This window comes from Streptomyces sp. P9(2023), assembly GCF_032436795.1.
Classification (GTDB): Bacteria; Actinomycetota; Actinomycetes; order Streptomycetales; family Streptomycetaceae; genus Streptomyces.
The window spans coordinates 25,281-45,578 of the sequence record NZ_JAUPWM010000019.1 but is presented as its reverse complement, the minus strand read 5'-3'; the positions used below and the strand labels follow the sequence as shown (position 1 = coordinate 45,578).

Below are 20,298 nucleotides of genomic sequence, written 5' to 3'. Positions count from 1 at the left end.
AGGTCTCGCTCACGCGGAGGCACCGTCCGCACTGCCGTCTTCGCGCATCGGGACCCGTACGCCCTTCTCGTCCGCCACCCGCTCCGCGATGTCGTAGCCCGCGTCGACGTGCCGGATGACGCCCATGCCCGGGTCGTTCGTCAGGACGCGGCGGATCTTCTCGCCCGCCAGCTTCGTGCCGTCCGCCACGGAGACCTGGCCCGCGTGGATGGAGCGGCCCATGCCGACGCCGCCGCCGTGGTGGATCGAGACCCAGGAGGCGCCGGAGGCGACGTTGACCATGGCGTTGAGCAGCGGCCAGTCGGCGATGGCGTCGGAGCCGTCGAGCATGGCCTCGGTCTCACGGTACGGGGAGGCCACCGAGCCGCAGTCGAGGTGGTCGCGGCCGATCGCGAGGGGCGCGGCGAGGGTGCCGTTGCCGACCATGTCGTTGAACATGTCGCCCGCCTTGTCGCGCTCGCCCTGGCCGAGCCAGCAGATGCGCGCCGGGAGGCCCTGGAAGTGGACGCGCTCGCCGGCCATCTTGATCCAGCGGTGGAGGGACGCGTTTTGAATGGACGCAGCCTCCGGGAAGAGGTCGAGGATGGCCTTGTCCGTCTTGTGGATGTCCGACGCCTCGCCAGAGAGGGCGGCCCAGCGGAACGGGCCCTTGCCCTCGCAGAACAGCGGCCGGATGTAGGCCGGTACGAAGCCGGGGAAGGCGAACGCGCGGTCGTAGCCCGCCAGTTGGGCCTCGCCGCGGATCGAGTTTCCGTAGTCGAAGACCTCGGCGCCCGCGTCCATGAAGCCGACCATGGCCTCGACGTGCTTGGCCATCGACTCGCGGGCCCGCACGGTGAAGCCCGCCGGGTCCTTGGCCGCGTACGTGGCCATGTCGTCGAAGTCGACGCCGATCGGCAGGTACGCCAACGGGTCGTGGGCCGAGGTCTGGTCGGTCACGATGTCGATCGGGGCGCCCTCGGCCAGCATCTGCGGCAGCAGTTCCGCGGCGTTGCCGAGCAGGCCGATGGAGAGCGGACGGCGGGCGTCCCGGGCCTCGACGGCCAGCTGGAGCGCGTGGGCCAGGTTGTCGGCCTTCACGTCCAGGTAGCGGTGCTCGATGCGGCGCTCGATCGCCCGCGGGTCGACGTCGATACAGATCGCGACGCCGTCGTTCATCGTCACGGCGAGCGGCTGGGCGCCGCCCATGCCGCCGAGCCCGGCGGTGAGGGTGATGGTGCCCGCCAGCGTGCCGTTGAACTTCTTCGCGGCGACCGCGGAGAACGTCTCGTACGTGCCCTGCAGGATGCCCTGGGTGCCGATGTAGATCCACGAACCGGCCGTCATCTGGCCGTACATGGTGAGACCGAGGGCCTCAAGCCGCCGGAACTCCTCCCAGTTCGCCCAGTCGCCGACCAGGTTGGAGTTGGCGATCAGGACGCGCGGGGCCCACTCGTGGGTCTGCATGACGCCGACCGGGCGGCCGGACTGGACGAGCATCGTCTCGTCCTGCTTCAGGGTCCGCAGCGTGCGCACCATCGCGTCGAAGGAGCGCCAGTCCCGGGCGGCCTTGCCGGTGCCGCCGTAGACGACGAGCTTGTCGGGGTGCTCGGCGACCTCGGGGTCCAGGTTGTTCTGCAGCATCCGGAGGGCGGCCTCCTGCTGCCATCCCAGGGCGCTCAGTTCCGTACCGCGCGGGGCCCGTACGGGGCGGGGTCCTGACATGGTGCAGCCTCCTCCGAATGTGGATCAGATATTCACATCCTGGACTGCTGAATACTTGTAGTCAACAGCTGCGGCGGCACGGCTCCTGGTGGTCCCATTGCTCCATGGCTTCCCACCACGCCGGCGCCCGTCGCGATCGGGCCGTCCGAGCCGTCGTCGAGCAGGGTCTCCTCTCCCCCGCCGACCCCGACCGGCAGATCGTCGCCCTCATCGACACCGACGGCATCCGCGCCTCCGCCGCCGCCCTCGTCGCCGCCTTCGCCGCCGTCACCGACGCCCCCGTCCTGCACGCCTTCGCCGTCAAGGCCTGCCCGCTCGTGCCCGTTCTGAGCCTGCTCGACGCGTGCGGGCTCGGAGTCGAGGTCGCGAGCCCCGGCGAGCTGGCCCTCGCCCGCGCGGCCGGCCTCCCCCCGTCCCGTACCGTCCTCGACTCGCCCGCCAAGACCCCCGCCGACCTGCGCCAGGCCCTCGCGCTCGGGATCGCCGTCAACGCCGACAACCTCCAGGAGCTGGCCCGGCTCGACGCTCTCGTCGCCTCCGCGCCGACCGCCTCGCCGCTCGGCATCCGGGTGAACCCGCAGATCGGGGCCGGTTCGATCGGGGCGCTGTCGACGGCGACCGCGACCTCCAAGTTCGGGGTCGCCATCCGGGACGAGGGCGCGCGGGACGCGGTCGTACGGGCGTACCTCGACCGGCCCTGGCTGACCCGGCTGCACACCCACACCGGCTCCCAGGGCATCCCGCTCGCCCTGATGGCCGAGGGCGTGGCCACCGCCTACGAGCTCGCCGAGGAGATCAACGCCAAGGCGGGGCGGCAGCAGATCGACACGCTCGACATCGGCGGCGGACTACCGGTGAACTTCACTTCCGACGAGGAGACCCCGACCTACGCGGGGTACGCCGGGCTGCTCGCCGAGACCGTCCCCGGGCTCCTCGACGGGCGGTACGGCCTCGTCACCGAGTTCGGCCGCTCGCTGCTCGCCAAGCACGGCACGGTCCTGGCCCGCGTCGAGTACACCAAGACCGCCGGGGGCCGCCCGGTCGCCGTCACCCACGCGGGCGTGCAGGTGGCCACCCGTACCGTCTACGACCCGGTCTCCTGGCCGCTGCGCGTCCTCGCGTACGACTCCGACGGCCGGCCGCGCACCGGCGAGGAGGTCGTCCAGGACGTGGCAGGGCCCGCCTGCTTCGCCGGGGACCTGCTGGCCACCGCCCGCCCGCTGCCGCTGCTGCGCGCGGACGACATCGTCGCGGTGCCGGACACCGGCGCGTACTACTTCGCCCACCCCTACGCGTACAACAGCCTGCCCCGGCCCGCCGTCCACGGCTTCACCGTCACGGACGACGAGGGCGGGGTCTCCTTCTCGACCGTACGGCGGGCGCAGAGCCTGGCCGAGATCGTCGCGGAGGCGGGCGGGGAGCACGCCGACGCGTTGCTGGACCGACGTCCCGGTGGTTCCGTGGAGCCATGACCATGGCTACCAGGAGCGTCGTCGTCGAACGCCGGATCGAGGTGTCTCCCGGGCCCGTCTGGGAGGCGCTGACGGACCTGGCGGAGATGCCACGGATGCTCAGCGGCGTGGAGCGGGTCGAGGTGCTCACCGACGGCGGCTTCGGCGTGGGCACCCGCTGGCGCGAGACCCGGCGGATGATGGGCAAGGAGGCCACGGAGGAGATGACCGTGACCGAGGCCGAGCCGCCGGACCGCTACGTCACGGTGGCCGACTCGCACGGCATGCACTACGTCTCCGAGATCGCACTGCGCCCGGCCGGGGACGGCGCGACGACGGTACGGATGACGTTCTCGGCGACCCCGGCCGAGGGGAACCGCATGGGCTTCCTCACCAGGCTGCTGAGCCGGCTCGGCGCCAAGGCGGTCAGCCGGGCGCTCGCGAAGGACCTGGACGACGTGGCGTCCTCGCTGGAGCGGCGGCACTGATCCTTTCGGTCGGGAGCGGCGGCACTGATCCTTTCGGTCGCCCGACGCGGCATGTTCCGCGGCGTGATCATGTGCATGCATGTTCCGGGCATGTTCCGATGGAAAATGCCAGAACCCCTCCCCGCGACCGGAACGTTGAGTAGCGTCACCGTTACTGCCGTACGCCCGCACGCCGCATCGGGAGGGGAACCCGCGTGCCCGGAATCGACGAGTGCCTGTCGGAGGCCATGAGCCTGCCGGGCGCGCGCGGGGCCTCACTGGTCGACTGGACGAGCGGTCTCGCCCTCGGTACGGCGGGCGAATCGCCGGTCGGCGACCATGAGACGACGGCCGCCGAGACGGCCGAACTGGCCCGCGCGGCGGCGGAGTACGACTCGTTCGCGACGACAGAGGCCAAGCAGGTGGGGGAACCCCCCGTCCAGGCAGGTGAGTTGACCAAGGGCCCGCCCGTCGAGGACCTGATCGTCACCACCCGCGGCGGCTATCACGTCCTCCGCTTCGTGGAGACCGCCTTCGACAGCAGCGTCTTCCTCCACCTCTGGCTGGACCGGGACACCGGCAACCTCGCCCTCGCCCGTATCCGCCTGCGCGACCTCGCCGAGAGGCTGGTGCTCGGATGACCGTCTCCCCGATGCTCGTCCGGCTGGCCGCCGAGCGGGCCACCGGCGCGCTGCTGCGCGACCACGGCACGCTCTACCTCGTCGACGGCCGCGTCACGCACGCCGAGAGCCCCGCCGCGCCCGGCCTCGACGTCCTGCTGACCACCGGCGGCCGGCTGCCCCGCGAGGGCTGGGACGAGGCCGTCGACCGGGCCGGGGCGCGGCACGCGGTCGGCCGGTTCCTGGTGGAGAGCGGCCGGCTGCGCGACGGCGAGCTGGAGATCTGTCACCTCGGCGCCGTCTACGACGCGGCGTTCTTCGCCCTCGCGCCCGCGACAGGACCGACCCGCTTCCGCTACGGCGTGGCCCATTGGTTCGGTCCGGTGCGGCCGGTCTCGACCGAAGCCGTCGAGCGCGAGACGGTACGCCGCCGTGAACTGCTCGACAGCGTCTGGCCGTACGGCTCCGTGGACACCGCCCCGGTGGTGCCCCGCGCCCCCGCCCCGGGACAGACGGTGAGCCTGCGCCAGCGGGCGCTGCTCGCCGCCGCCGACGGCGTAAGGACCCCGGCGGACATCGCGCTGGTGCTCGGCCGGCCGGCCTTCCACACCCTGCTCGACGTGCGCCGCCTCGCCGCCGCCGGCCTGGTGGAGACCCCGCCCGACCCGGTGGCGGCCGCACCGCCGCCCGCCGTCCCCGCCTGGGTCGGTGAGATCGCGACCGACCCGGACATCGCCCTGCTGCGCCGGCTCCGCGACGCCCTGGAGGCAAGTCTGTGATGAGGCGGGCCCTGTGATGCGGCGTGCCCTGCGCCTGCGCGCCGAGAGGAGATTGCTGATGTCGGCAGAAGCCGAGGTGCTCGGCGAGCTGAGACGGCTGCGGGCCCGACTGCCCCAGCTCACCGGGGCGCTCGCGGCCAGCGCCGACGGCCTGGTCCTCGCCCACGACACGGTCGACGCGGAGGCGGAGGGGGTGGCCGCGCTGACGGCGGCGGCCCTCGGCGTCTCCCAGCGGCTGACCGAGTCCACCGGCCAGGGCGGCTTCCGCGAACTCCTGGTCCGGGGCGCGGACGGCTATGTCGCCACGTACGCGGCCGGCGGCTCCGCCGTCCTCACCCTGCTCGCCGAGCCCCGGATCAACGTGGGCCGGCTCCATCTGGAGGCCCGGCGGTCCAGCGCCCGGATCGGCGAGCTGGTCGACGGGGCGCTGGACCGCAAGGACGCGAAGGACCTGAACCAGTAGCTCCACCGGATCACGCATACGACGACACGACGACACGACGCATACGACTACGAAGAGGAAGTGCGACACCCATGGCGAACACCGAGACCGCCCTCAAGGAAGCCGCGTCCATCGACGGCGCCATCGGCGCCGCGCTGGTCGACTACACCAGCGGCATGGCCCTCGGCACGATCGGCGGCGGCAAGGACCTCGACCTCACCGTCGCGGCGGCGGGCAACACGGACGTGGTCCGCGCCAAGGTCAGGACGATGGAGATGCTCGGCCTCAAGGACGAGATCGAGGACATCCTGATCACGCTCGGCGGGCAGTACCACCTGATCCGGCTGCTCAAGGGGCGGGGCACGAACGGCCTGTTCCTGTACCTGGCGCTGAACAAGGACCGGGCGAACCTGGCGATGGCCCGCCACCAGCTGAAGAAGATCGAGAGCGAGCTGGATATCTGAGCAGCGGCCGTCGGGCTACTGTCGGGCTACTCCACGAACAGTCCGCGAGCCGCCGCCTTGGCGTCGAACTCCTCCAACCGCGCCTGGGCGTCGGGCAGTTCGTCGGCCATCGCCTCCAGCAGCACCCGGCCGAGCAGCATCGGCGCGCAGGCCGTGTCGAAGGCGAGGCCGGTGCCGACGGCGGCCGGGATCAGCAGGTCGCTGTGGGCGGCGACGGGCGCGAACGCCGACTCGGCGACCGTCACCACGGTCAGCCCGGCGCCCCGGGCGTACTCCAGGGCCTCCACGACCTCCCGGGGGTGCCGGGGCAGCGCGAAGCAGAGCAGGGCGGTGGCCCCGGCCCGTACGGTCGCGTCGATACGGTCGGCGAGCATCGAGCCGCCCTCGTCGAGGAGGCGGACGTCGGGGTGGACCTTGGCGGCGAAGTACGCGAAGCCGCGCGCCTGGGAGGAGGCGGCCCGCAGCCCGAGCACGGGCAGCGGCCGGGAGGCGGCGAGCAGCCGGCCGGCGCGCTCGACGGGCGCGGGGTCGGCGAGCAGCTCGGCGAGGTGGCGGAGGTTCTCGATCTCGCCGAGGACGGCCTGCTGGTACTCGTTGTGCTCGCCAACCTCGCCCGCGGCCTCCCCGGCGGGGGCGACCTCGCGGAGGTGGCGGCGGAGGGCGGGGTAGCCGTCGAAGCCGAGTGCGACGGCGAAGCGGGTGACGGAGGGCTGGCTGACGCCTGCCAGCTCGGCCAGCTCCACGCTGGACAGGAACGCCACGTCAGCGGCGCGGCGCACCATGCAGTGCGCGATCCGCCGCTGTGTCGGTGTCAGCCGGTGCCCCTCGAAGAGCGCCTGCAGCCGCCCGGCCGGGCTGTCGCTCACGCCGTCCCCCATCCGCTCGTTCCGCCCCACTTATTCAGCCATCTCAAACTCTGCATGAAAATATGCAGCAGGGCAAGAAAAGCGGGGGGTAGCCCTACCGACGCGGAAGGCCGCCGCTCTCTACCGTGGCGAGTATGGACGAGCTCAAGAGTGACCTGGACGCCACCCTGCACGCCCGCCGTGAGCTGGGCACGGAGTACGAGGCGGAACTCGTCGATTCCTTCCTCGGCAAGGTCGAGGAGCGCCTGGACGTCACCTTGGACCGCCAGGTACGGCGCCGCCTCGCCGAGCAGCAGGTGGCCGCGGCCCGCGGCGCCCGACCGCCGGGAACGGGCGTCGAGGGCTTCGGCGAGCGGTTCGGCTTCGGGATCATCTCGCTGATCCTGGCGATCCCGCTCTCCGCGATCGCCGTCGCCCAGGCCGAGCTGCCGGGCCTGATCGTGGCCTGGCTCGGCATCGTGGGCGTGAACGCGGTCCACGCGTTCAAGGACCGGCTGCCGCTGTCGCCGCGTGATGGGGACTAGGGCCCTGGGGAGTAGCGCGGGGACCGCCGCACCCCCGGCGAACCGGGGGGCGGGACGACGGCGGTCCCCGCGGGGGACACGGGCCCGGGTCAGGGCCGGTCTCCGCGTCCGTGGCGTCGCGAGGAGTTCCGGGAGCCGCTCCGTAGTCCTTGACGCCGACAACGACCAATGTGCCTGACGCGTGTTAAGCGGGTGCTGCGCGGACGTGTCGCGCTCGTACCGTTTGCACGAACGCCCGCTCGAAGGCGGATCGGGCTACTTCACCCCGCCGTTCGCCAGGAAGGCGAGCAGGTCCTGGCGGCTGACGACACCCGTCGGCTTGCCCTCGACCAGCACGATCGCCGCGTCCGCCGACTCGCCGAGCACGGACATCAGGTCGGCGACCGGCTCGCCGGAGCCGACCTGCGGCAGCGGCGCGCTCATGTGGCGCTCCAGCGGGTCCTCCAGGGAGGCGCGCTGGGTGAACAGGGCGTCGAGCAGTTCGCGCTCGACGACCGAGCCGACGATCTCCGCCGCCATGACGTCCGGGTGTCCGGCGCCCGGCTTGACGATCGGCATCTGGGAGACGCCGTACTCGCGCAGCACCTCGATCGCCTGCCCGACGGTCTCCTCCGGGTGCATGTGGACGAGCGAGGGCAGCACGCCCTCCTTGTGCCGCAGGACGTCGGCGACGGTGGCGGAGGTGGTGTCCTCCAGGAAGCCGTAGTCGGCCATCCACTCGTCGTTGAAGATCTTCGAGAGGTAGCCGCGCCCGGAGTCCGGCAGGAGGACGACGACCACGTCGTCCGGGCCGAGCTCCTTGGCGACCTCCAGGGCCGCCACGACCGCCATGCCGCAGGAGCCGCCCACCAGGAGGCCCTCCTCCTTGGCGAGGCGGCGGGTCATCTGGAAGGAGTCCTTGTCGGAGACGGCGACGATCCGGTCCGTGACGTTCCGGTCGTACGCGGTCGGCCAGAAGTCCTCGCCGACGCCCTCCACCAGGTACGGCCGGCCGGAACCGCCGGAGTAGACCGAGCCCTCGGGGTCGGCGCCGACGACGGTGACCTTGCCGCCACCGACCTCCTTCAGGTACTTGCCGGTGCCGGAGATGGTGCCTCCGGTGCCGACGCCCGCGACGAAGTGGGTGATCTTCCCGTCCGTCTGCTCCCACAGCTCGGGACCGGTGGTCTCGTAGTGGGAGCGCGGGTTGTTCGGGTTGGAGTACTGGTCCGGCTTCCAGGCGCCCGGGGTCTCACGGACGAGCCGGTCGGAGACGTTGTAGTACGAGTCCGGGTGCTCGGGGTCGACGGCGGTGGGGCAGACCACGACCTCCGCGCCGTACGCCCGCAGCACGTTGATCTTGTCGGTGGACACCTTGTCCGGGCAGACGAAGATGCACTTGTAGCCCTTCTGCTGGGCCACGATGGCGAGGCCGACCCCGGTGTTCCCGGAGGTGGGCTCGACGATGGTGCCGCCGGGCTTGAGCGCGCCGCTCTCCTCGGCCGCCTCGATCATGCGCAGGGCGATGCGGTCCTTGACCGAGCCGCCGGGGTTGAAGTACTCGACCTTGGCCAGGACGGTGGCCTGGATGCCGGCCGTCACGTTGTTGAGCTTCACCAGCGGGGTGTTGCCGACGAGGCTGATCATCGAGTCGTGGAATTGCACCGTAATCTCCGGGGTCTCCGTAATGGTGCGTCCAGCGTATGCGTAGTCGGAGCGGGTTACGGGGCAGTTAGATCCTGAACGGCTTGAAGGAGGTGACTGCCCCTATGTCGAGGGCGAGGGTGGCACGGCGGATCGCGGCGGGCGCGGCGTACGGCGGTGGGAGCATCGGGCTCATCGGTGTGGCGGCGGTGGGTGTGGTCCTGGCCGAGGTGCAGCTGGCGAAGCGGAACGTGGGGGGCGGGGTGGCACCGCTGCCGCCGGGGGCGGACGGGCTGTACGGCCGCTCGTTCGAGGCCACGGAGCCCGCCTCGCCCCCGCTCCGGCTGGCCCTTCTGGGTGATTCGACGGCGGCGGGCCAGGGCGTGCGGCGGGCCGGGCAGACCCCGGGGGCGCTCCTGGCCTCGGGGCTCGCGGCGGTGGCGGAGCGTCCGGTGGTGCTGCGGAACGTGGCGCTGCCGGGGGCGCGCTCGGACGACCTGGAGCGCCAGGTGTCGCTGCTGTTGTCGGCCCCTGCGGGGCCGCCGGACGTCTGCGTGATCATGATCGGCGCGAACGACGTGACGCACCGGATGCCGGCCACCCAGTCGGTACGGCTGCTCGCGGCGGCGGTGCGGCGGCTGCGGACGGCCGGGGCGGAGGTGGTCGTGGGGACCTGCCCGGATCTTGGCACGATCGAGCCGGTCTACCAGCCGCTGCGGTGGATGGCACGGCGGGCGTCGCGGCAGCTGGCGGCGGCGCAGACGATCGTGGTGGTGGAGCAGGGCGGGCGGACGGTGTCGCTGGGCGACCTGCTGGGCCCGGAGTTCGCCGCGAACCCGCGGGAGATGTTCGGGGCGGACAACTACCACCCGTCGGCGGAGGGGTACGCGACGGCGGCGATGGCGGTGCTGCCGACGGTGTGCGCGGTCCTTGGCGTGTGGCCGGAAACGGACCGTCTGGAGCCGGACCGGCACGAGGACATGCTGCCGGTGGCGAAGGCGGCGGCGGAGGCGGCCCGGGAGGCGGGCACGGAGGTCACGGCGGCCCGCGCGCCGTGGGCCCTGCTCAAGCACCGCAGGCGGCGGCGCCTCCCGACGACGGAAACCCCGACGCCCACGTCCCCGGACCCGGAGGACGCGACCCGCAAGGCGTGACCGTACGGCCACCCGCCAGTGCGTGGCTGTACGGCCACCCGCAAGGGGTGGCCGTACGGCCGAGAACTGAGCGCTCGCTTAGAAAAGAGGTCCGCGTCACACTGTCAAGGCGGTGACCTGTCGCGTACGTGCAGGTAACTTCCCGTTCTGTCCGCCCACTCCGCACCCCCTGGAGCCGTGATGCCCGAAGCCGTCATCGTCTCGACCGCCCGCTCCCCGATCGGCCGGGCCTTCAAGGGCTCCCTGAAGGACCTGCGGCCCGACGACCTCACCGCGACGATCATCCAGGCCGCCCTCGCCAAGGTCCCCGAGCTGGACCCGCGCGACATCGACGACCTGATGCTCGGCTGCGGCCTCCCCGGTGGCGAGCAGGGCAACAACCTGGGCCGGATCGTCGCCGTCCAGATGGGGATGGACCACCTCCCCGGCTGCACGGTCACCCGCTACTGCTCCTCCTCCCTCCAGACCTCCCGCATGGCGCTGCACGCCATCAAGGCCGGCGAGGGCGACGTCTTCATCTCGGCCGGCGTCGAGATGGTCTCCCGGTTCACCAAGGGCAACTCCGACAGCCTCCCCGACACGCACAACCCGTTCTTCGCCGACGCCGAGGCCCGCACCGTCGCCGTCGCCGAGTCCGAGGGCTCCCACTGGCACGACCCGCGCGAGGACGGCCTCGTCCCCGACGCGTACATCGCCATGGGCCAGACCGCCGAGAACCTGGCCCGCTGGAAGGGCATCAGCCGCCAGGAGATGGACGAGTTCGGCGTACGGTCCCAGAACCTCGCCGAGCAGGCCATCAAGAACGGCTTCTGGGAGCGCGAGATCACCCCGGTCACGACCCCGGACGGCACCGTCGTCAGCGCGGACGACGGCCCGCGCGCCGGCGTCACCCTGGAGGGCGTCCAGGGCCTCAAGCCCGTCTTCCGCCCCGACGGCCTGGTCACCGCCGGCAACTGCTGCCCGCTCAACGACGGCGCCGCCGCGCTCGTGATCATGTCCGACACCAAGGCCCGCGAGCTGGGCCTGACCCCGCTCGCCCGCATCGTCTCCACCGGCGTCTCGGGCCTCTCCCCCGAGATCATGGGCCTCGGCCCGGTCGAGGCCTCCAAGCAGGCCCTCAAGCGCGCCGGCCTGACCATCGGAGACATCGACCTCGCCGAGATCAACGAGGCCTTCGCCGCCCAGGTCATCCCGTCCTACCAGGACCTCGGCCTGGACCTGGACAAGGTGAACGTCAACGGCGGCGCCATCGCCGTCGGCCACCCCTTCGGCATGACCGGCGCCCGCATCACCGGCACGCTGATCAACAGCCTCCAGTTCCACGACAAGCAGTTCGGCCTGGAGACCATGTGCGTCGGCGGCGGCCAGGGCATGGCCATGGTCATCGAGCGCCTGAGCTGAGCCGCAGCCGAGCCGTAGCCACTGGCTTCCGGGACGGCAGCCAATGGCTTCCGGGGCCCTCGGCCAACCCCGTCGCGTCCCAGCCGTGACCGAATCTCCCCCAGGATGTGACCTATGTCCCGGGGGAGAGTCATAACCCCAGGTCACAGCAGTTACGGGACTAAACACCTGGCACAAATACCTGTCCATTTCGTGACGTAATGCACTGACAGGGGGCGCGCCCTCAGTACAAGCTGCTGTAGGAAGTCGGGGGGATCGACTCGGAATCGGGAGTACGTCAGTGAGCGCCATGTCTCTTGCCCTGCTGGTGACCACGGCCGCCGCCACGGTCGTGGGCGCCGCCGCCCTGCGCGCTGCCCACGGTCTCCGTAAGCAGGTCGTCGCCCTGCGTGGCGAACTCGCCGCCGGGCCCGGCGTGTCCGTGCCGCACGCCCGCCAGACGCCCGCCGCCGAGATACGGGCCGCGGTCGCCGAGGCGCTGGCCGAGGAGCGCGAGCGCGAGCTCGCCGAGGCGCGCGCCTTCTGGGCGGCCCAGGAGGCCCGGGACGCGGCCGACGCGCCCTCCCTGCTCGGCGGTCTCGGCGGCCCCGCCGACGACGGCGGCCCCTTCTACGTGCCGCGCCAGGCCGACTTCGTGGGCCTTGAGGCCATGGCCCTGGAGGCACTGGAGGCCGAGGCCGCCGGGCTCGACGGCCCCGGTGGCGTGGACGGCGTCCTGGAGGAGTTCCCGGAGCTGACCGAGTACGCGGACGACTCCCCCGAGCTCGCCGCGGCCCGCCGCCGCCACCCCTCGCACCCCGACTTCGTGCCGGTCCAGACGCCCGTCGTCACCGACCACGAGCGCACGGTCTCGCGCCTGGAGGATCTCGCCGACACGGGCACCGCGCTGACCGACGTACGCCCCGGCCCGCTCGGCACGCTCGACGTGTACGTCTTCGCCGACGGCACCACGCTCTGCATGACTCCCGGCCACCGCGAGACCGCGGAGCGCCTCGCGGACGCCCTGCGCGCCGGCCGTACGCCGGTCCTGCTCGGCGGCTCGGGCGTCTCGGGCGCGTACGCCCTGACGTTCTCCTTCGGCGAGGCGGACGACGAGAACGTCTACATCCTGGCGGACCGCGTGATCGCATCCCTCTGACCGAGGGATCGCGGCCGTACAGCCCCTACAGCCCCGACCGCTCCGCCGACTCCCGTACCAGCCTCACGGCCTCGCCCAGTTCCCGCTCCCAGGGACCGGCCGGGGCCGTTCGCAGTGCCAGGGCCAGATCGGTCCCGGCGACGAGGAGTTGGTCGGCGACCACGAAAACGCCGACGTCCGGCATGACCCGCCCGGCCCCCGCAGACCCCACGGGCCCCTCGGGCTCCCCCTCCGAGCCCCCCTCGACCCGCTGCGCACGGAGCGCCAACTCCCTGGCCAGCGCGAGCCCTTCGGCGGCCGCGCCGCGCTGGAGGCGGCTCTGCGGGGCGGCCCGCAGCCGGTCGGCGAACCGCTCGACGGCGGCGGTCAGTTCACTCGTATCAAGCACGCCGCGACCCTACGCGCCCGTCCGGGACTGTTGCCAACGGGCGGACACTCGGGCACGGTGACGGGAAGGAGCACACGGCAACACGCGTCCGGAGGCGCCGATGTCCCACGTATTCTCCGAAGAGACCCACCGCAACCTGCTCGCCCGTATCCCGCACTGCACCGGTCGTGAAGTCTCCGACTGGCTCCGCACCGTAGAGGAAGGCCCCTCCCTCGTCCGCTTCGAGGAGAAGGTCAGCTGGCTCCGGGGCGCACACGACCTCGCGTACGGCCACGCGAAGGCGATCATCCACGAGTACGACCTCCGCCGGGCCGCCCGCCGCCTGCTCTGAGGTCACGTGAGGGCCCGCCCGCGCGGGCCGCTCACTCCGAGGAGAACGATCGCTCTCCCTCTCTCCCTGTAGAGTAGGAGAACGATGGTTCTCTACGCAGGGAGTGATCGGGCGATGGACACGGACACCGCCGAGCTACGGCTCCTGGAGGCCGCCGAGACGCTCTTCGACGAACGCGGGGTGCAGGCGGTCGGCATGGACGCCATCCGTACCGCGTCCGGCGTCTCGCTCAAGCGCCTCTACCAGCTCTACCCGTCCAAGGACCACCTGGTCTGGGCCGTCCTCAACCGCCGCGACAGCGCCGTACGGGAGGCCATCGCCGCCCACGGGGCCGCCCACGCCACCACCCCGTACGAGCGCGCCCTGGCGGTCTTCGACTACCTGGGCGAGTGGTTCGCGGACCCGGGCTTCCGCGGCTGCGCCTTCATCAACACCTTCGGCGAGATGGGCGGCATCTCCGAGGACGTCGCCGCCATCGCCCGCGGGCACAAGCAGGCGCTGCGGGGTTACTTCGCCGAACAGACGAAGGCACTCGGCGCCCCGTCGGATCTGGCCGACCAGCTGGCGCTGCTCGCCAACGGCGCCATGGCCGTCGCCGGCATCGAGGGCTCCCCCGAGCCGGCCACCCGGGCGAAGGACGCGGCGCGGGTCCTCCTGGAGGCGGCGCTCAAGACCTAGGCGCGCCGCCCAGACGCGCGAAAGGGCCCGCCCGGCGGAAGCCGGACGGGCCCTGAACGTCACACGGGTCACCCAGGGGTGCGTCAGTCGTCGCCCTGCAGGATCGACAGCAGACGCAGCATCTCCAGGTAGATCCACACCAGGGTCAGGGTGAGGCCGAAGGCCGCCAGCCAGGACTCCTCGCGCGGGGCGCCGTAGTTCACGCCGTCCTCGACCTGCTTGAAGTCGAGGGCGAGGAAGCAGGCACCGAGGATGATGCCGATGACACCGAAGAGGATGCCGAGGCCGCCGCTGCGGAAGCCCAGGCCGTCACCGGCGCCGTCGAAGAGCGAGAACAGCGCGTTGACCGCCATCAGCAGGATGAAGCCGATCGCGGCCGCCATCACGAAGCCGTAGAAGCGGCGGGTCACACGGATCCAGCGCATCTTGTAGGCGATCAGCACACCGGCGAAGACCGCCATCGTGCCGAGGACCGCCTGCGCGACCACACCGGGCGAGATGTACGTCGAGACGGTGGCCGAGATGACGCCGAGGAAGACACCCTCGAACGCCGCGTAGGCCAGGATCAGCGCGGGCGAGGCCTTGCGCTTGAAGGACTGCACCATGGCGAGGACGAAGGCGACCAGGGCGGCGCCGATGGCGATGCCGTAGGACTTGCCGAGGTTCGCCTCGTCGACCGGCAGCAGGAACCACGCGAGGGCGGCGGTGACCACGACCGTACCGAGCGTCATGGCCGTACGGCTCACGACGTCGTCGATCGTCATCACATCGCCGCGCGCCTGCTGCGGGGCGCCGAGCTGGGTGTCCTGCGCGTACGGGTTCGTCGCGTACGGGTTCGTCGCGCCCTGGGCGTACGGGTTGGTTCCGACGGCGGGACCCCCGGCCTGCGGCGGCTGCGGCGGCGGGCTGAAGCCGGCGCCACCCGTGTCGCGGCTGAACCCCCGTCGCGAGAAGACCGGGTTGCTGCTCCTCATCTCACTCCTCCATGCGGCCGCACTGCGCAGCCTTGACACAAGAGTAATAGGGAAGCAAAAGAAACTCCCTAGTGCTCGGGGAGGATCTTTCCGAGATCGTCAGGGAGGGCCGGGGGCGACGGCGGTGAGCTGTGCCCCGAATGGCCCTGGCCGGCAGGGCTCCGTGGCCCCTCACCACGCCTGATGCTCCCCGGCCACACTCCAGGGTGGAGACCGGGGAGCCGCACCAGCGGCGGGGGCCGTGGCCGGGCTCGACCGGAGTGTTCACTCCGGCTTCGTTCAGCTGGTGATGCCCCAGTTCTGCGTGCCCGGGATGGGGCTGGCGCAGGTCCACAGAGTGACCCAGGTGCCGTTGGAGGTGCCGTTGCCGTATCCGGTGAAGCACTTGTCGCTGTACTTCATGCGGGCCTGGCTCGCGTAGTAGCCGCGCGCGGGCATCTGGATGGACTGGACCGTGTTGTTGCGCGCCCCACAGTCCCACAGCGTCAGAACGGCGCCGTTGGTGTTGTAGGCGTTGCCCCTGGGCGTGACGCACTTGCCGCTTGCCTTGTGGATCAGGCGGTCGTCGCCGATCTCCTGGTAGTACGTCTGCAGGGAGCTGTAGGTGCAGTCCCAGAAGGTCAGGACAGTTCCGTTGGACGTGCCGTTGCCTTCGGGAGTGAGGCACTTGGTGCCGTTGCCGGGGTAGTTCATGACGCGTCCGACGGAGTTGTCAGCCTGCGCCGGGGCCGTGTTGAGCATGGTGAAGGCCAGGAATGCCGCCAGGACGGTGGCAGCGCCGCGTGCCAGATTCTTCATGGTGCGAGTCCCTCTCAGGTGACGTCATGCGAGGCGAGGGACGCCTACTGTCACCGGAGGCACCGCAAACGCGCATCCCCCAGTTGCGTGCGCGCAGGACAGACGGCGGACCAGCGCGCGTAGCGGCTGTTCCTCAACCTGTGGTGACATCCCCCCGGCCGGGACCTGAACGCACCAGGCTTCCTGACCTGCATGATCTTCATGCAGGTGACAGAGTGCGCGAAGCCGACCGCCCAGTCAACCGGTATCCCGCCGCCACCCGGACCCTCGGCCGTGGGCCTGGAGTAGGCCCACACCCGGTCCATGCAAAGACACCGAGAGCGGTGGCCGGAACGCACCGTTCTGGCAGGTCACATCACGTGCCCGGTGAGCGCGACCGTCCCGCCCAGAACTCGGGTTGTTCCTCCGCCGCCGAACGATCCGCTGCCCAGGCGTTTCTCGATCGCCAGGACCAAGCTGCAGCCGATCACTCTTTGACGCCGGACCAACGTGTCCCCGCCGTGTTCCCACGATGGGTGCGGCGGTGGGTCGCCACCCTCGCAGGTGGATCGTTTGGGGCGGCTTGTGCCCGGAACCGGACTCGAACCGGTACGGCCCGAAGGCCAGCGAGGTTTAAGCTCGCCGTGTCTGCATTCCACCATCCGGGCATGGCGCGCGGCTCCGCATTGGCACATGAGCCTATCGGGGCGCTTCCCTCGTTCAGCGGAACGCTGGCCCGATGTTGTCTTATTTTATTGACGTCTGAGGGTGCGTCAGTGCAGGTGGGGCCCGCTCCGGCGAACTGTGGCGCGGGTCGCGGCCGCAAAAACCGGCACGGCGGAATGACGGAAACTCGCCGCCTCGACGGCCCGGTGTGGAGCATCCCCCCAGGGGTACCGCGTCTCAGGGGACCCGTCATACCTCAGGAGGAGAGCCGGGCCGTGTGGTCCGACTCCAGTCGACCCTGTGAACGGGCACGTGGGCGGACGACCGGGGCCTCAACGTTCGACACGATGGAGTGGTTCCCGAACATCCCGCGTTGACAGGAGTCCCCCTCGTGACCACCACCCCCACCGTGTCCCGCGCCACCGCGGTGGCCGCCCGCGCCACGGATCTCTCGAAGGTCTACGGACAGGGCGAGACCCAGGTGGTCGCTCTGGACGGGGTCACCGTGGACTTCCGGCAGGGCGAGTTCACCGCGATCATGGGCCCGTCCGGCTCGGGCAAGTCGACCCTGATGCACTGCGTGGCCGGCCTCGACTCCTTCAGCTCCGGTTCGGTCCGCCTCGGCGAGACCGAGCTCGGCTCCCTGAAGGACAAGCAGCTCACCCAGCTCCGCCGGGACAAGATCGGCTTCATCTTCCAGGCGTTCAACCTGCTGCCGACGCTGACGGCGCTGGAGAACATCACGCTGCCGATGGACATCGCGGGCCGCAAGCCCGACAAGCAGTGGGTGGAGAAGGTCATCGACATGATCGGCCTGTCCGGCCGGCTCGGCCACCGCCCCGCGCAGCTCTCCGGCGGCCAGCAGCAGCGCGTCGCCGTGGCCCGCGCGCTGGCCTCCCGCCCCGAGATCATCTTCGGTGACGAGCCGACCGGAAACCTGGACTCGCGCTCGGGCGCCGAGGTCCTCGGCTTCCTGCGCAACTCCGTGCGCGAGCTGGGCCAGACGGTCGTCATGGTCACCCACGACCCGGTCGCCGCCTCCTACGCGGACCGCGTCATCTTCCTCGCGGACGGCCGGATCGTCGACGAGATGCTCCACCCGACCGCGGACGGCGTGCTCGACCGCATGAAGGCCTTCGACGCCAAGGGCCGCACGAGCTGAGGCCGCTCCGGGGCACCGCCCCCGGACCCAGGACCGGGCACCGCCCCCGGTCCCCGGACCCGGGCACCGCCCCCGGACCCCGCGCCCCTCGACCTCCGGCCCCTCGGGCCCCCACTTCAGGACACACCCATGTTCCGTACCGCCTTGCGCAACGTGCTCGCGCACAAGGCCAGGCTGCTGATGACCGTCCTCGCCGTGATGCTCGGCGTGGCCTTCGTCTCCGGCACCCTGGTCTTCACCGACACCCTCTCCCAGGCCTTCCGCCAGCAGTCGGCCAAGAGCTACGACGACGTCGCCGTCGCCGTGACCATGTACCCGACCCCCGAGGAGGCCGCGAAGACGCCCGGCCTCTCCCAGGGCGTCATCGACCGCCTCGGGAAGCTCGACGGCGTCGCCTCCGTCACCGGTCGGGCCGACGGCTTCGCCGGCGTGCCCGACAAGAACGGCAAGCTGATCGGCGTCGGCTGGTCCAACAAGGGCACCAACTTCGCCCCCGGCGCCGACGGCAAGGACCGGGCGTACGACTTCACCCAGGGCGCGGGTCCGCTCCAGGACGGCCAGATCGCCCTCGACAAGGACACCGCCAGCAAGGGCGGCTACCAGGTCGGCGACACCGTCCGCGTCGCCACCAACGGCCCGGTGAAGGAGTACACCCTCGCCGGTGTCTTCACGACCGAGGACGGCGCGGTCAGCGCCGGCGGCAGCATGGTCCTCTTCGACACCGCCGTCGCGCAGAAGCAGTACGTGAAGCCGGGCTTCTACCGGGACGCCACCATCGTCGCCGCCCCCGGCTCCGACGCCGGCAAGCTCCTCGACGAGGTCCTGAAGGTCGTCCCGAAGTCCGCCACGGCCCAGACCGGTCAGGCGCTCGCCGACCAGCAGGCCCGCGACATCGAGCAGGGCCTCGGCAATCTGAAGCAGGTGCTGCTCGGCTTCGCCGGCATCGCGCTCTTCGTCGGCGTCTTCCTCATCGCCAACACCTTCACCATGCTGGTCGCCCAGCGCACCAAGGAACTCGCACTGATGCGCGCCGTCGGTGCCTCGCGCAAGCAGATCACCCGCTCCGTCCTCGCCGAGGCCGGAATCGTCGGACTGATCGCCTCGGCGGTCGGCTACGGCCTGGGCATCGCGCTCGCCGCCGGGCTCCGCGCGGGCATGAACGCCTTCGACCTGAAGGTGCCGGGCGGCCCGCTGGTCCTCACCGCCACCCCGGTCATCGCCGCGTTCTCCGTCGGCGTCCTGATCACCATGTTCGCCGCCTGGCTGCCCGGCCGCCGCGCCGCGAAGATCCCGCCGGTCGCCGCCATGAGCAGCGTCCATGCGGCGGCGACCACCAAGTCGCTCGTGGTCCGCAACACCGTCGGCGCCGTGATCACCGCGATCGGCGCGGCCATGATCGTGCTCGGCGCCGGCAAGGGCGGCGACGACGGCCGGATGTTCATCGCGGGCGGCGCGTTCGTCACCCTCATCGGTGTGATCGTGCTGATCCCGCTGCTCTCCCGCCCGGTGATCGCCCTGATCCGCCCGCTCTTCGTCGGTCTCTTCGGGGTCTCCGGCAAGCTCGCCGGGCTCAACGCGGTCCGCAACCCGCGCCGTACCGGGGCCACCGCCTCCGCGCTCGCCATCGGTCTGACCCTGGTCACCGGCCTCACCGTGCTCGGTACGACGGTGGGCGCGGCCCTGGACAAGATGACGACGGATCAGATCCGCGCCGACTACCTGATCACCATGGCCGAGGGCGCGGGTGACGGCCTGGACCCGGCGGCCCTCGCGGCGCTCGAGAAGACCCCGGGCGCCACCGCCGTCTCGCCGCAGCAGGCCGGCTGGTTCACCCTGAAGGGCAAGGACGTCTCGGCCTCCGGTGTCACCCCCGGCGACATCGAGAAGCTGATCAAGCTCAACACCGTCAAGGGCTCGCTCGGCTCGCTCGGCCAGGGCCAGATCGCGATCGCCGAGAAGACGGCGACCAAGCAGGGCTGGAAGGTCGGCGACACGCTGCCGGTCGAGTACGGCGACAAGAAGAAGGGCAAGCTGACGGTCGGCGCGATCTACGAGGACAGCGAGTTCGTCTCGCCGGTCCTGATCGACGCGAAGACCATCACCGCCCACGAGCAGAAGTCCTACATCCCGCAGATTTTCGTCTCGATGGACGGCGGGTCCTCGGCGGCCGGCGACAAGGCGCTCGCGCAGGCCATGGGCGACAACCCGGCCATCACCGTCATGGACCAGAAGGACATCCGTGACCTGTTCGGCGGGCAGATCAACCTGCTCCTGAACATCATGTACGGCCTGCTCGCGATGGCCCTGCTCATCGCGATCCTGGGCGTCGTGAACACCCTGGCCATGTCCGTCTTCGAGCGTCAGCAGGAGATCGGCATGCTGCGGGCGATCGGCCTGGACCGCCGCCGCGTGAAGCGGATGGTCCGTCTGGAGGCCGTGGTCATCTCGCTCTTCGGCGCGGTGGTCGGCATCGGCCTCGGCTCGTTCCTCGGCTGGGCGATCGGCGAGACGTTCAAGAGCAGCCTGCCGGGCTACGCCCTGGTCCTGCCCTGGGACCGGATCGGGATCTTCCTGGTCCTGGCCGGACTGGTCGGCGTCCTCGCCGCCATGTGGCCGGCCCGCAGCGCGGCCAGGCTGAACATGCTGGCGGCCATCAAGACCGAGTAGGTCCGGTACGTACGCGGTGAAG

Annotated in this window: 20 protein-coding genes and 1 tRNA gene; 14 read left to right on the top strand and 7 right to left on the bottom strand. The window is 71.2% G+C overall.

What is annotated here, in order from left to right; all coding sequences use genetic code 11:
* Positions 1–9: 9 nt before the first annotated feature.
* Positions 10–1,704: a urocanate hydratase gene (gene hutU, locus Q5762_RS23125; RefSeq protein ID WP_315894120.1), complete on the bottom strand. Its 1,695-nt coding sequence runs from the start codon at positions 1,702–1,704 to the stop codon at positions 10–12.
* Between the two features lie 104 nt (positions 1,705–1,808).
* Between hutU and Q5762_RS23120 the strand changes: the two genes are divergently transcribed.
* From Q5762_RS23120 to Q5762_RS23095, 6 genes are all read left to right on the top strand, one after another.
* Positions 1,809–3,176, top strand: coding sequence for a diaminopimelate decarboxylase (locus tag Q5762_RS23120; protein ID WP_315894119.1), 1,368 nt, complete (start codon positions 1,809–1,811; stop codon positions 3,174–3,176).
* 2 nt (positions 3,177–3,178) lie between these two features.
* On the top strand, positions 3,179–3,643 hold the full coding sequence (locus Q5762_RS23115; protein ID WP_315894118.1) for an SRPBCC family protein: 465 nt from the start codon (positions 3,179–3,181) through the stop codon (positions 3,641–3,643).
* 194 nt (positions 3,644–3,837) lie between these two features.
* Positions 3,838–4,263 (top strand): hypothetical protein, encoded by a 426-nt coding sequence (locus Q5762_RS23110; protein WP_315894117.1) that lies wholly within the window; start codon positions 3,838–3,840, stop codon positions 4,261–4,263.
* Entirely contained in the window at positions 4,260–5,021 is a 762-nt protein-coding gene (locus Q5762_RS23105) for a transcriptional regulator (protein ID WP_315894116.1), read from the top strand. The genes Q5762_RS23110 and Q5762_RS23105 overlap by 4 nt, the downstream gene beginning before the upstream one ends.
* Positions 5,022–5,037: 16 nt before the next feature.
* On the top strand, positions 5,038–5,484 hold the full coding sequence (locus Q5762_RS23100) for a roadblock/LC7 domain-containing protein (protein WP_315894115.1): 447 nt from the start codon (positions 5,038–5,040) through the stop codon (positions 5,482–5,484).
* A gap of 71 nt (positions 5,485–5,555) precedes the next feature.
* On the top strand, positions 5,556–5,927 hold the full coding sequence (locus tag Q5762_RS23095) for a hypothetical protein (protein ID WP_315894114.1): 372 nt from the start codon (positions 5,556–5,558) through the stop codon (positions 5,925–5,927).
* Between the two features lie 26 nt (positions 5,928–5,953).
* On the opposite strand, the gene Q5762_RS23090 is transcribed toward Q5762_RS23095, so the two are convergent.
* Positions 5,954–6,793, bottom strand: a complete 840-nt coding sequence (locus Q5762_RS23090) for a MurR/RpiR family transcriptional regulator (protein ID WP_315894113.1) — start codon at positions 6,791–6,793, stop codon at positions 5,954–5,956.
* A 134-nt stretch (positions 6,794–6,927) separates the two neighbouring features.
* On the opposite strand from Q5762_RS23090, the gene Q5762_RS23085 reads away from it, so the two are divergent.
* Positions 6,928–7,317, top strand: coding sequence for a hypothetical protein (locus Q5762_RS23085; protein WP_315894112.1), 390 nt, complete (start codon positions 6,928–6,930; stop codon positions 7,315–7,317).
* Positions 7,318–7,572: 255 nt separating this feature from the next.
* Here the strand turns inward: Q5762_RS23085 and Q5762_RS23080 are convergent, their stop codons facing one another.
* Positions 7,573–8,961: a cystathionine beta-synthase gene (locus Q5762_RS23080; protein WP_315894111.1), complete on the bottom strand. Its 1,389-nt coding sequence runs from the start codon at positions 8,959–8,961 to the stop codon at positions 7,573–7,575.
* Between the two features lie 119 nt (positions 8,962–9,080).
* Here Q5762_RS23080 and Q5762_RS23075 point away from each other — a divergent pair, with 119 nt between their 5' ends.
* The 3 genes from Q5762_RS23075 to Q5762_RS23065 all read left to right on the top strand — a co-directional run bounded on the left by Q5762_RS23075 (position 9,081) and on the right by Q5762_RS23065 (position 12,633).
* Positions 9,081–10,094, top strand: coding sequence for an SGNH/GDSL hydrolase family protein (locus Q5762_RS23075; RefSeq protein ID WP_315894179.1), 1,014 nt, complete (start codon positions 9,081–9,083; stop codon positions 10,092–10,094).
* 180 nt (positions 10,095–10,274) lie between these two features.
* The gene (locus Q5762_RS23070; RefSeq protein WP_315894110.1) at positions 10,275–11,495 is read left to right on the top strand and encodes an acetyl-CoA C-acetyltransferase; all 1,221 of its coding nucleotides are present in this window, start codon (positions 10,275–10,277) and stop codon (positions 11,493–11,495) included.
* Between the two features lie 280 nt (positions 11,496–11,775).
* Positions 11,776–12,633, top strand: coding sequence for a hypothetical protein (locus tag Q5762_RS23065; protein ID WP_399495241.1), 858 nt, complete (start codon positions 11,776–11,778; stop codon positions 12,631–12,633).
* A gap of 25 nt (positions 12,634–12,658) precedes the next feature.
* Here the strand turns inward: Q5762_RS23065 and Q5762_RS23060 are convergent, their stop codons facing one another.
* On the bottom strand, positions 12,659–13,021 hold the full coding sequence (locus Q5762_RS23060; RefSeq protein ID WP_315894109.1) for a hypothetical protein: 363 nt from the start codon (positions 13,019–13,021) through the stop codon (positions 12,659–12,661).
* Between the two features lie 100 nt (positions 13,022–13,121).
* Here Q5762_RS23060 and Q5762_RS23055 point away from each other — a divergent pair, with 100 nt between their 5' ends.
* Both Q5762_RS23055 and Q5762_RS23050 read left to right on the top strand, forming a co-directional pair.
* The gene (locus Q5762_RS23055; protein WP_315894108.1) at positions 13,122–13,352 is read left to right on the top strand and encodes a DUF4287 domain-containing protein; all 231 of its coding nucleotides are present in this window, start codon (positions 13,122–13,124) and stop codon (positions 13,350–13,352) included.
* 114 nt (positions 13,353–13,466) lie between these two features.
* Entirely contained in the window at positions 13,467–14,030 is a 564-nt protein-coding gene (locus tag Q5762_RS23050) for a TetR/AcrR family transcriptional regulator (protein ID WP_315894107.1), read from the top strand.
* An 83-nt stretch (positions 14,031–14,113) separates the two neighbouring features.
* Here Q5762_RS23050 and Q5762_RS23045 read toward each other — a convergent pair whose 3' ends face one another.
* The 3 genes from Q5762_RS23045 to Q5762_RS23035 form a co-directional block, all read right to left on the bottom strand.
* Positions 14,114–15,004, bottom strand: coding sequence for a Bax inhibitor-1/YccA family protein (locus Q5762_RS23045; RefSeq protein WP_315894106.1), 891 nt, complete (start codon positions 15,002–15,004; stop codon positions 14,114–14,116).
* A gap of 279 nt (positions 15,005–15,283) precedes the next feature.
* Complete coding sequence (locus Q5762_RS23040; RefSeq protein WP_315894105.1) at positions 15,284–15,802, bottom strand: ricin-type beta-trefoil lectin domain protein; 519 nt, start codon at positions 15,800–15,802, stop codon at positions 15,284–15,286.
* Positions 15,803–16,367: 565 nt separating this feature from the next.
* Positions 16,368–16,449: transfer RNA gene (locus Q5762_RS23035), tRNA-Leu, on the bottom strand.
* A gap of 389 nt (positions 16,450–16,838) precedes the next feature.
* On the opposite strand from Q5762_RS23035, the gene Q5762_RS23030 reads away from it, so the two are divergent.
* Together Q5762_RS23030 and Q5762_RS23025 are read left to right on the top strand one after the other, a co-directional pair.
* Positions 16,839–17,609 (top strand): ABC transporter ATP-binding protein, encoded by a 771-nt coding sequence (locus Q5762_RS23030; protein ID WP_315894104.1) that lies wholly within the window; start codon positions 16,839–16,841, stop codon positions 17,607–17,609.
* Between the two features lie 129 nt (positions 17,610–17,738).
* Entirely contained in the window at positions 17,739–20,276 is a 2,538-nt protein-coding gene (locus tag Q5762_RS23025; RefSeq protein ID WP_315894103.1) for an FtsX-like permease family protein, read from the top strand.
* Positions 20,277–20,298: the final 22 nt, after the last annotated feature.